Raw genomic sequence first — 9,684 nt, 5'->3', positions numbered from 1 at the left:
ATCTAGCCGTGAACAGCTGCGTACACGGCGTTCCGGCTGATTCGGACGTGATTCGTTCGGGCCGCGTTCCGTTCGTTAAGGCAGAGCGCGGCCCCGTTGCATTTTGAGACAGACGCCGCTCGTTAGGCGAAGCCCGAGTGCTTGGCGCGCGGCACGCGCCAGCCGATCACAGTGGCTTCCACCGGGACGCCGGCCGCGTCGTTCTGCCAGCGGCCCTCGACATAGCGGCAGGCGAACGGCAGTTGATACGTTCCGCTGTGGTCCTCGCACAGCACCTCCACCGGCAGGCCAGGTGGCGGTTCGCCGGCGCCATCGAATTCCGCCAGACGTCTATCGCGCGTTGCCATTCCAAAAATCTCCCCTAATCAAAGTCGCGGAAAGAGCGCCCACTTTCTTCCGCGCACGGTTCACTGCTCCCCGTCCAAGGGAACAAGCCAAGCTCAACGCGAGAATGCGGTACGAGTGTGGTAGCCTCCGGCGTCGGCGAGCAAAAAGCGCACATTGCCGTGATTGATTTGGACGAGGAACCTGCATGTCGCTTCGAAGTGCCGGCGTTTGTTTCGCGATGTTGTTGCTCGCCACGCTGGCGATTGCGCCGGTCCGCGCGCAAGACGTGCCCGGCATCGAGATCTGTACCGTCGAGAAGACCATGGAGCGGCGCACGAGCTGCCTGCAGAGCAACGTCGACTTCCTGCAGAAGACGATCACCAAGCTGACGCTCGATCATCAGCAGAAGCTCGATGCCGCCAACCGCCAGATCGACGCGCTGAAGACGACTGTGGCCGGCCTGCAGAAGACGCTGGGCGATCTCCAGGCTGCACAGGTGAAGATCGCGGACGATCTGAAGAAGAAGCAGGACGCGCCGCCACCGAAGGATGCGGCGAAATAGGCGTCGCCGTCACGCCACGCGGTAGCGCTCCATCACGCCGCGATCGGGCTCATAGCCGAGCCCGGGTCCCGAGGGCACCGCGACGTGGCCGGTGGTATCGACATCGGCGCGGCCGCCCCACAGACACGCTTCGCGTTTCAGATAGAACATCTCGACCAACCCGTCGTCACGCGTCGCCAGCAGGTGCAATGTCGCCAGCAGGCCCGGACCGAAATACGGGGAGTGYGGAACGATCTTGACGCCGAGCTGATCGGCGAGTGCGGCGACCTTCAAAAATTCCGTGATGCCGCCGACCTTGGTCACCGACGGCTGGGCGTGGCTCACCGCGCCTGCATTCATCATCTGGCGGAATTGATACTCCGTGCAGGCGTTCTCGCCGGCGGCGACGCCGAGCCCGCCCTTGCGGCGGACCTCGGCGAGCGTGGTAAAATCCTCCGGCGGCCAGACCGGCTCTTCCAGAAACATCGGCTGCGCGTCCTCGCACGCCTTCGCGAATGCGATCGCCTGCTCGCCTGTGAGCGGGCAGTTCATGTCGACCATCAGCGGGATGCCGGGCCCAATGGCCTCGCGCGCGGCAAACACCGCCGGCGTCGTGGTCTCGTGCAGCTTGATGGCGCCATAGCCGAGCGCGAGCGCCTTCTTGCATTCGCCCGTGATGTTCTCAGGCGAGCCGATCCGCAGCAGGCTCGCATAGGCGGGGATGTTCGAGCGCTTGCTTGCTCCGAGCAGGCGATGCAGCGGCGCGCCCTCGATCTTCGCAGCCAGGTCCCACAGCGCGATGTCGAGCCCTGATATCGCGAACATGGTGATGCCGTAGCGGCCGAACAGATGCAGGTTGCGCTGGATCTGTTCCATCACCGCGGGAATGCCGGCGGCATCGGGAACCTTCAGCCCGCGGGCCTGCGGCGCGATCATCTCCTCGACGGCGCTTCGCGTGGTGCGGGGGGAGACATAGGCAAAGGCATCGCCCCAGCCGGTCAGTCCGGCATCGGTCGTGACCTCGACCAGCACCATGTCGAGCGCGGAGATTGCGGACGCGCCCTGGCGAAAGCTCGCGACACCGGCGTCATAGGGGATGCGGATATGGTGCGCCCGCACATCGGTGATTTCCATGACGCGGTTCCTCTTTCTGGTGAGCGGTTGCGATGAGTGTAGCTGCGAATGCCGGGGCGTTGCCAGTGGCTATTCCGGAACTATTCTCATGCAAGGACAGCAATGCCGATCAAGCGAGGCGGTGGCCGTCAGCGCATCATCGCCAGGCTTCGAACGAGGGCCCTTGACGCATGAACCCAGCCCAGCGCGCGCTCTGGTATATCGAGAGCCATCTGGCCGAGCCGATGACGCTCGACGAGATTGCTGCGATATCTGGCGTGTCGCGGTTCCACATCGTGCGGGCGTTTGCCGCAGCCACCGGACTTCCTGTGATGCGCTACGTGCGCGCGCGGCGGTTGACGGAAGCGGCGCGCAGTCTTGCGAACGGCGCGCCGGACATCCTGTCGCTGGCGCTGGAGGCGGATTACGGCTCGCACGAAGCGTTCACCCGCGCGTTCCGCGACCAGTTTGGCACCACACCCGAAGCGGTGCGGGCGGCAACGCGCCTCGACAAACTCAAGCTTCAGGAGCCGATCCTCATGGACTCCACCATGCTCGACCACCTCGTCCCGCCGCGTTTCGAAACCGCGAAGGCCTTCCTCGTCGCCGGCCCCGCCGAGCGCATCTCCTGCGACAACGGCGCCGCCATTCCGGGGCTGTGGCACCGCTTCCATCAGGAGGTCGCCGACGTTCCCGCGCGCGTCGGCCAGGGAAAATCTCAAGTCGCCTATGGCGTCTGCTGCAACGGCGATGATTCCGGCAATTTCGACTACATCGCCGGCGTCGAGGTCGCCGATTTCTCCGACCTGCCGCGCCGCTTCGGTCGCATCCGCATTCCCGAGCAGCGCTACGCGGTGTTCACCCACACCGAGCACGTCGCCTCGATCCGCCGCACCGTCAACACGATCTGGAATCAGTGGCTGCCGGCGTCCGGCCTGAAGGCCGCGGATGCGCCGAACTTCGAGCGCTATGACGAGAAATTCGATCCCGCGACCGGCAATGGCGGCTTCGAGATTTGGATACCAGTGCGGGAGTAAGCACGATCCGGACCCGAAGGGCCGCGTTCGCGCAAAGTGCGCAGCGGTTTTCCGAAGAGATCATGCTCAAGCAAGACCTAAAGCGCGATATGTCATCGCGCTTTACGTTGCAACGCTGGCATACCATCCCGCTTGCTTGGCAAGCCCCGGCGACTTTGTCATAACCGCAGGCAAATCTTGCGTGTGGGGCCCGTGCCGGACATCCCGTGCAAGCCATAACAAGCAGCCGGGAGGGTCCCCATGTCCAACGTTCGCATTCTCGCCACCGACCTCGAATTTCCCGAAGGGCCGGTGGTGATGCCGGACGGCTCGGTCGTGCTGGTGGAAATTCGCGGCCAGCGCCTGACCCGAATCCATCCCGACGGCCGCAAGGAGGTCGTCGCCAAGGTGCCGGGCGGCCCGAACGGCGCAGCCCTCGGCCCCGACGGCAAGATCTACATCTGCAACAATGGCGGCTTCTCCTGGATTCCGACCGGCAAGATGATCATGCCCGGCCCGCAGCCGGACAGCTATCTCGGTGGCTCGATCCAGCGCGTCGATCTGCAATCGGGCAAGGTCGAGACCGTCGTGACCAAATGCGGCGAGCACGATCTGCGCGGGCCGAACGACCTCGTCTTCGACAAGCATGGCGGCCTCTGGTTCTCCGATCTCGGCAAGCGCCGCGCCCGCGAGATGGATGTCGGCGGCATGTATTATCTCAAGCCCGGCATGACCGAGATCGTCGAGGTCGTGCATGGCGTGCTGCCGGCCAACGGCATCGGCCTGTCGCCGGACGAGAACACCGTCTACATCGCGGAGACCCCGACGGGGCGGCTCTGGGCCTATGAGCTGTCCGCGCCCGGCACGCTTAAGCCGCGCGAGGTGATCTACCGTGGCGAGCGCGGCAAGCCGATCTGCGGCCTCGGCGGCTACCAGATGTTCGACTCGCTCGCGGTGGAGGCGAACGGCAATGTCTGCGTCGCCACCCTGGTCTCCGGCTGCATCTCGGTGATCGCGCCTGACGGGACCCTGGTCGAGCAGGTCCCGACCGGCGATCGCGTCACCACCAACATCGCCTTCGGCGGTCCCGAGCTCAAGACCGCCTACATCACGCTCTCAGGCAAGGGCGAACTGATCGCCATGGACTGGCCGCGCTGCGGTTTGCCGTTGAACTTTCTGAATAAGTGAATGTATCTGAGCAGCCGTGCCGATGCGTCGGTCGTCATTCCGGGATGCGTGCGCCAGCACGCAGGCCCGGAATCCATAACCCCGAGCGGTGATTATGGATTCCGGGCTCGCGACGTCGTCGCGCCTCGGAAGGACGGCAGTCATTATGGAGAGAGAAATGCCCTGGCCTGATCCCGTCACCCTGCGTGGGCAGCACGCCCGTCTCGAGCCGCTGTCGAAAGAGCATCGCGAGGGGCTGGTGGAGGCCGTGAAGGACGGCGAGCTCTACACGATCTGGTACACCGCGATCCCGACGCCGGAGAACGTGGCCAAGGAGATCGACCGCCGCTTGGGCCTCCAGGCCGCAGGCTCGATGCTGCCGTTCACCGTGTTCGATGCCGGCGGCAAGATCGTCGGCCAGACCACCTATATGAACATCGATGCCGCCAACCGCCGCGTCGAGATCGGCTCGACCTGGTATGCGAAGAGCGCGCAGCGCGGGCCGCTCAACACGCAGTGCAAGATTCTGCTGCTGACCCACGCCTTCGAGACGCTGAACTGCATCGCGGTCGAATTCCGCACGCATTTTTTCAACCACCAGAGCCGCCGCGCCATCGAGCGCCTGGGCGCCAAGCAGGACGGCATTCTGCGCAGCCACCAGGTCACGCCGAACGGCACGCTGCGGGACACCGTGGTTTACAGCATCACCGCCGCCGAATGGCCGACGGTGCAGACGCATTTGAACTATCAACTCAACGACAAGCCGCGCTGAGCGGCCGAGGCACCATGGACAGATTCGATTATGTGATCGTCGGCGCGGGCTCCGCCGGCTGCGTACTGACCAGCCGGCTCAGCGAAGATCCGAACGTGAGCGTCTGCGTGCTCGAGGCGGGCCCGAGCGACTGGCATCCCTACATCCATCTGCCGGCGGGCTTCATCAAGACCTTCCACATGAAGAGCATCAACTGGGCCTACCAGCAGGAGCCGGGGCCCTACACCGGCGGGCGCAGCATCTATGCGCCGCGCGGCAAGACGCTCGGCGGCTCGTCCTCGATCAACGGCCACATCTACAATCGCGGCCAGCGGATGGATTTCGACACCTGGGCGCAGATGGGCAATCGCGGCTGGGGTTATGCCGACGTGCTGCCTTACTTCAAGCGGCTGGAAAAGCGGGTCGGCGAGGGCGAGGACACCTATCGCGGCCGCGACGGCAACCTCACCGTCACCACCATGGACTGGCGCGATCCGCTCTGCGAGGCCTTCATGGAAGGCGCGGTCTCGCTCGGCATTCCCCGCAACCCCGATTACAACGGCGCTAAGCAGGAAGGCGTCTCCTACTGCCAGCGCACCATCGACAAGGGCCTGCGCGTCTCCGGCTCGACCGCGTTCCTCAAGCCCGCGATGAAGCGCCCGAACGTGCATGTGCACACCCACGCGCACGCGACCGAGATCATTTTTGAAGGCAAGCGCGCCGTCGGCGTGCGCTACAGCAAGGGCGGCCGCGGCGGCACGCCGGTCGAAGTGCGCGCCAACAAGGAAGTGATCCTGTCCGGCGGCACCTATAATTCGCCGCAGCTGCTTCAGCTCTCCGGAATCGGCTCACCCGATCTGCTCGGCGCGCAAGGGATCGCGGTGCGCCATGCGCTGCCGGTCGGCGAAGGTCTGCAGGATCATTACGCCCCGCGCACCGTAGCGCGCGTGAAGGACATCAAGACCATCAACGAGCTCCGCCGCGGCTTCTCGTTGTGGATCGAGGCTCTGAAATGGGCGACCGCGCGCCGCGGCCTGCTCTCGCTGTCGCCGACCATGGTCTATTGCTTCTGGCACTCCGGCGAGAGCGCGGACTCGTCCGACTTGCAACTCACCTTCACGCCGGCGAGCTACAAGGAAGGCGTGCAGGGCCAGCTCGAGGACGAGCCCGGCATGACGGTGGCGTCCTGGCAGCAGCGCCCGGAGAGCCGCGGCTATGTCCGCATCCGCTCCAACGATCCGTTCGCGCCGCCGATCATCCAGACCAACTATCTCGACGCCGAGCTCGACCGCCGCGTCATCGTCGGCGGCATGAAGCTCGCGCGCAGGCTTTTGAAGAGTGCGCCGCTGTCGCCCTATTACGCCTACGAGGATTTCCCCGGCCCCAACATCAACACCGACGACGAATTCCTCGCCGCCGCCACCGAACGCGGCACCACCACTTTCCACCCCGGCTGCACCTGCCGCATGGGCCCGGCGGACAGCACGTGGGCGGTGGTCGACGACCAGCTCCGCGTCCACGGGTTGGAGGGCCTCCGCGTCATCGACGCCTCCGTGATGCCGCGCATGATCTCGGCGAATCTCAACGCCTCCACCATGATGATCGCGGATCGTGCCTCGGACCTGATCCGCGGCAAGCAGCCGATAGAAGCCGCGCGGATTCCGGACGCCGCAGTGGCGTAGGGTGGCGTAGGAAGGTCTCATGCCCCGGACGCTGCGCAGCGCTCCCGGCGATGCGAAGCATCGTCCGATGCGGTGCACTGCAGAGCCGGGGCCCATGTGACCGAGAGCGCGATCGTACGCGTGGGTCCCGGCTCTGCGCAGCAGCGTTGCACGCTGCAGCGCGTCCGGGACACCGAGAGCGTTGCATGTCGCGGTGGTTTAGCCCGTCGGGCAAAACACCCCGTCACCCGTCAATCCCTTCCCACAAAAATATTCCACTTTACCGAAATTCGGAATTGCGGCATAGATCGAAACAGCCCGGTCCGAGGAAGAGGGGCGGTTCGCGAGTCGTTCGAAACGCGGGCCGGGTTGCGGTGGACGCGGCAGCGTCGGGCGCGAGAGGCTAAGGGCAGGGCGGATTGCTCTCCGTGAGCCCTGAGGCTTCGTGCGGACGAGCGGCGCTGTGTGCGTACGGCAAAATCGTGTGGTCCTGGCCGTCGTTGCTACGGTCAAGCTCTTGCGGATGCGGCATTTGCGTCAACCGGCGCGGTGTCGGCGACTTTCGCAGGGGTGAGGGAGGCCAGAACGAACTCGGCTCCCGGGAGAGCACGGCATACGCCGTCCGACCACTGCGCAGGGAAGGCCGTGTGTTTGGCTTCACCTGTATGCCGCTGTGCAGTTCTTCTGCGTGTGCTTTCGCACAGCGGACCGTGGGTGCCAGCCGGCACCCGGCCTTCCCTGCGCCCTCTTTCCTGGAGGGCGTAACGGAGACAGCAAAGCTCGGGCGAAATGCGCCGCGAGGATGCTGCGGCGCGTCTGCGCTCGCAATGACGATGTGGAGAGTGTGCGCTTTCCCTCTTTCCTCGAGCGCGGGCTCCTCGGGACATTCACCCTTAAATTGCGGGATGCGCCTTGACGTAGTAGAAACAGCAGATGCGCTTCATCTCAATACTCTGCCTCTTGATTCTCACGATCTCTCCCTGCTTTGCCCAGTCTCCCCGGGCTTCCGCAGAGGTGACGACCCTGATCAGCCAGGGGCCTCTGCTCGCGGTGCTCGATCATGACAATTCATCCGCGCTTTCGCTGGTGACCCTGTTCAGGAAAATTCACGCCGCGCAAAAGCTGCCGCAGCCGGCGGTCGCGGACGGCCCGACGCGGGCGAGCGATTTGTCTCAATTCAGTGGGACCTACGCGCAGTTTGCTGCCGTGATGTCCGCCGACATCACGCGTATCACAGCGGGACTCGGCATCGATTGGGAAAAGGAGATCCTGAAAACCTACGACCCGAAGTCGGCCAAAACGGACGCTGGCAAGACGCTGCGGCTGAATGGCAATGTTGCGCGCGTGTTTAACGAGAGATGGCTCGGTTCCAGCGACGGATTGTTCCTCCTGTCGGGCGTAGTCAATCGGATGGACCGCCGCGATTTCAATTCCGCGCATTGCGGCGAATTGCGTTTCATCTACCGGCTCGGCTACGAAGTGAGGATGAACGGCAAGACTTACGCGTCGCGCATGCCGTTCACCGTGAACATGGTGTTCAGTTACGCGGATGACGGCAGGAATTGCCAGAACGTCGCCTCGCTCTGGCGCGTCGCCGGGATCGATACTGACGATCCGGCAGTGGTTGCCCAACGCCTGCTGCAGGGGCCGCTGGATTTTTCGCGACTAATCTTCAAGCAGATGGAGATCAATGCGCAGGTGGTGCGCTTCCCATCAGACCTCGAAAACATGGAGAACCGCAAATTCGCCGGACAGGCGATCTACTGGATGCGGATCTTCGCGCTGAGGGATGGCAAGTTTCAGCCGACACGGCTGGAAAATACGCCCGATGTGCAGGCAATCCTGAAGGATCCCGCCAAACAGAAGCAGTTGCAGGACTATCTCGCAGGCCACATCGCCGAGATCGACAACGGCACCTTCAGGATACCGGAGAGCCTGGAGGCCGATATCGCGCTGAGTTTTTCCACTGCCGGCAGCGCGCGCATGGCCAATCGTCCCTTCGATCTCGCAATCGGCAGCGAGCAGGCGGCACGGATCGTCGCGGCGGCGGGTGTCCCCGGGAGGTCACCAAAATTCGTGCAATCCGGCGCGGGTCTGCTCGAACGCCTGAACACGTCGTCCTGCATGGGCTGCCATCAATCATCCTCGACCGCCGGATTCCATTTTCTCGGCGTGGACCGGTTCGATTTCGGCCGCGACGCGGACGCCATCAGAAACGCCCTTGACGGTAACGAGTTGCAATTGCCGTTCTCGCCCCATGTCTACGCGGAACTTGTTCGCCGCAAGGACTATGTCGAGCGGGTTTCGCTCGGTCAGGCGCCGAACAGTTTTCGCCCGCATCCTTCGGCGCCCCCGGCGGCCTGGGAGAGCGGAAATCCGGCCTATGTTGTCGCCGGCGACAACATGCCGTGCCCTTTGAATGCGGATCTGGCGCAGGCCGCGAAATGGAGCTGCAATGCCACGCGTAACCTCACTTGTCAGGCGTTGGTGACGAACGCTGCGACTTCCTCCAATCTCGGCCAATGCGTGGCCGCGGCACAGAATGTCGCCGCCGGTTTGAGCTGCCGCTCAAACGTCATCGAGGACTCCACAGCGAAGACCGCCGCCAACAACCCGCTCGGCTTCAACCTGCGCGCGTTCAGCGACCGCGTCAGCAAGGAAGAACTCGTCTACAAGCTGTCGGAAGGAAAATTGAGCGGCTACGGCTACAACTGCCGTCCAACGAAGATCGGCGTGCCGCTGGGCCGCGTCACGCGTCCCTGCAAGCCCGAGGAGGCGTCGCTGGCGGTGATCCGGCCGGGCAGCGTGCCCGAGGAAATCTGCGCGATCGTCGGAGGCAAGGGCTTTGAGCAGATGGCCAAGGGATATTTCGACAGCGGCATTTTCGCCGCTGGCGTCGGCCGCGGCCTCCTGAACACATGCTCGCCGTCGCGGTTTTGCCGCGAGGACTATATTTGCCAGCAGATGCCGGATTTTGTCTCGAGTGTAAGGTTCAACGTCAGTGCCCCGGCGTTGAATAACTTGAGAAGCCGAAAGATCGGGTTCTGTACCCCAACCTATTTCGTTTATCAGCTCCGCCTTGACGGTCATCCGAATCCGAGATGACGC

General features: G+C 64.0%; 8 protein-coding genes. 6 read left to right on the top strand and 2 right to left on the bottom strand.

Going from position 1 to position 9,684, the window contains the following annotated elements:
* Positions 1-122: 122 nt before the first annotated feature.
* Positions 123-347, bottom strand: a complete 225-nt coding sequence (locus AB4Z51_RS32960) for a hypothetical protein (protein ID WP_041953164.1) — start codon at positions 345-347, stop codon at positions 123-125.
* 185 nt (positions 348-532) lie between these two features.
* Here AB4Z51_RS32960 and AB4Z51_RS32955 point away from each other — a divergent pair, with 185 nt between their 5' ends.
* Positions 533-889, top strand: coding sequence for a hypothetical protein (locus tag AB4Z51_RS32955; RefSeq protein WP_085405178.1), 357 nt, complete (start codon positions 533-535; stop codon positions 887-889).
* A 9-nt stretch (positions 890-898) separates the two neighbouring features.
* Here the strand turns inward: AB4Z51_RS32955 and AB4Z51_RS32950 are convergent, their stop codons facing one another.
* A complete protein-coding gene (locus AB4Z51_RS32950; RefSeq protein ID WP_085405177.1) occupies positions 899-2,002 on the bottom strand; it encodes a mandelate racemase/muconate lactonizing enzyme family protein in 1,104 nt (367 codons plus the stop codon).
* A gap of 170 nt (positions 2,003-2,172) precedes the next feature.
* Here AB4Z51_RS32950 and AB4Z51_RS32945 point away from each other — a divergent pair, with 170 nt between their 5' ends.
* The 5 genes from AB4Z51_RS32945 (at position 2,173) to AB4Z51_RS32925 (ending at position 9,681) form a co-directional block, all read left to right on the top strand.
* Positions 2,173-3,018: an AraC family transcriptional regulator gene (locus AB4Z51_RS32945; protein ID WP_085405176.1), complete on the top strand. Its 846-nt coding sequence runs from the start codon at positions 2,173-2,175 to the stop codon at positions 3,016-3,018.
* Positions 3,019-3,258: 240 nt separating this feature from the next.
* On the top strand, positions 3,259-4,185 hold the full coding sequence (locus AB4Z51_RS32940; RefSeq protein WP_085405175.1) for an SMP-30/gluconolactonase/LRE family protein: 927 nt from the start codon (positions 3,259-3,261) through the stop codon (positions 4,183-4,185).
* 157 nt (positions 4,186-4,342) lie between these two features.
* Complete coding sequence (locus AB4Z51_RS32935) at positions 4,343-4,936, top strand: GNAT family N-acetyltransferase (RefSeq protein ID WP_441498795.1); 594 nt, start codon at positions 4,343-4,345, stop codon at positions 4,934-4,936.
* Between the two features lie 14 nt (positions 4,937-4,950).
* Positions 4,951-6,597: a GMC family oxidoreductase gene (locus tag AB4Z51_RS32930; protein WP_085405174.1), complete on the top strand. Its 1,647-nt coding sequence runs from the start codon at positions 4,951-4,953 to the stop codon at positions 6,595-6,597.
* 993 nt (positions 6,598-7,590) lie between these two features.
* Positions 7,591-9,681, top strand: a complete 2,091-nt coding sequence (locus AB4Z51_RS32925) for a hypothetical protein (RefSeq protein ID WP_135214820.1) — start codon at positions 7,591-7,593, stop codon at positions 9,679-9,681.
* Positions 9,682-9,684: the final 3 nt, after the last annotated feature.

The organism is Bradyrhizobium sp. 2TAF36 (assembly GCF_052114925.1).
In the GTDB taxonomy this organism is placed as follows: domain Bacteria; phylum Pseudomonadota; class Alphaproteobacteria; order Rhizobiales; family Xanthobacteraceae; genus Bradyrhizobium; species Bradyrhizobium barranii.
The sequence above is the reverse complement of the archived record's forward strand: the minus strand, read 5'-3'. Positions and strand labels throughout refer to the sequence as shown.

Excerpts from the sequence above, each read along its gene's own strand:
- AB4Z51_RS32955 (WP_085405178.1), top strand. The coding sequence starts at position 533 with ATGTCGCTTCGAAGTGCCGGCGTTTGTTTCGCGATGTTGTTGCTCGCC.
- AB4Z51_RS32930 (WP_085405174.1), top strand. The coding sequence starts at position 4,951 with ATGGACAGATTCGATTATGTGATCGTCGGCGCGGGCTCCGCCGGCTGC.
- AB4Z51_RS32935 (WP_441498795.1), top strand. The coding sequence starts at position 4,343 with ATGCCCTGGCCTGATCCCGTCACCCTGCGTGGGCAGCACGCCCGTCTC.
- AB4Z51_RS32945 (WP_085405176.1), top strand. The coding sequence starts at position 2,173 with ATGAACCCAGCCCAGCGCGCGCTCTGGTATATCGAGAGCCATCTGGCC.
- AB4Z51_RS32960 (WP_041953164.1), bottom strand. The coding sequence starts at position 347 with ATGGCAACGCGCGATAGACGTCTGGCGGAATTCGATGGCGCCGGCGAA.
- AB4Z51_RS32940 (WP_085405175.1), top strand. The coding sequence starts at position 3,259 with ATGTCCAACGTTCGCATTCTCGCCACCGACCTCGAATTTCCCGAAGGG.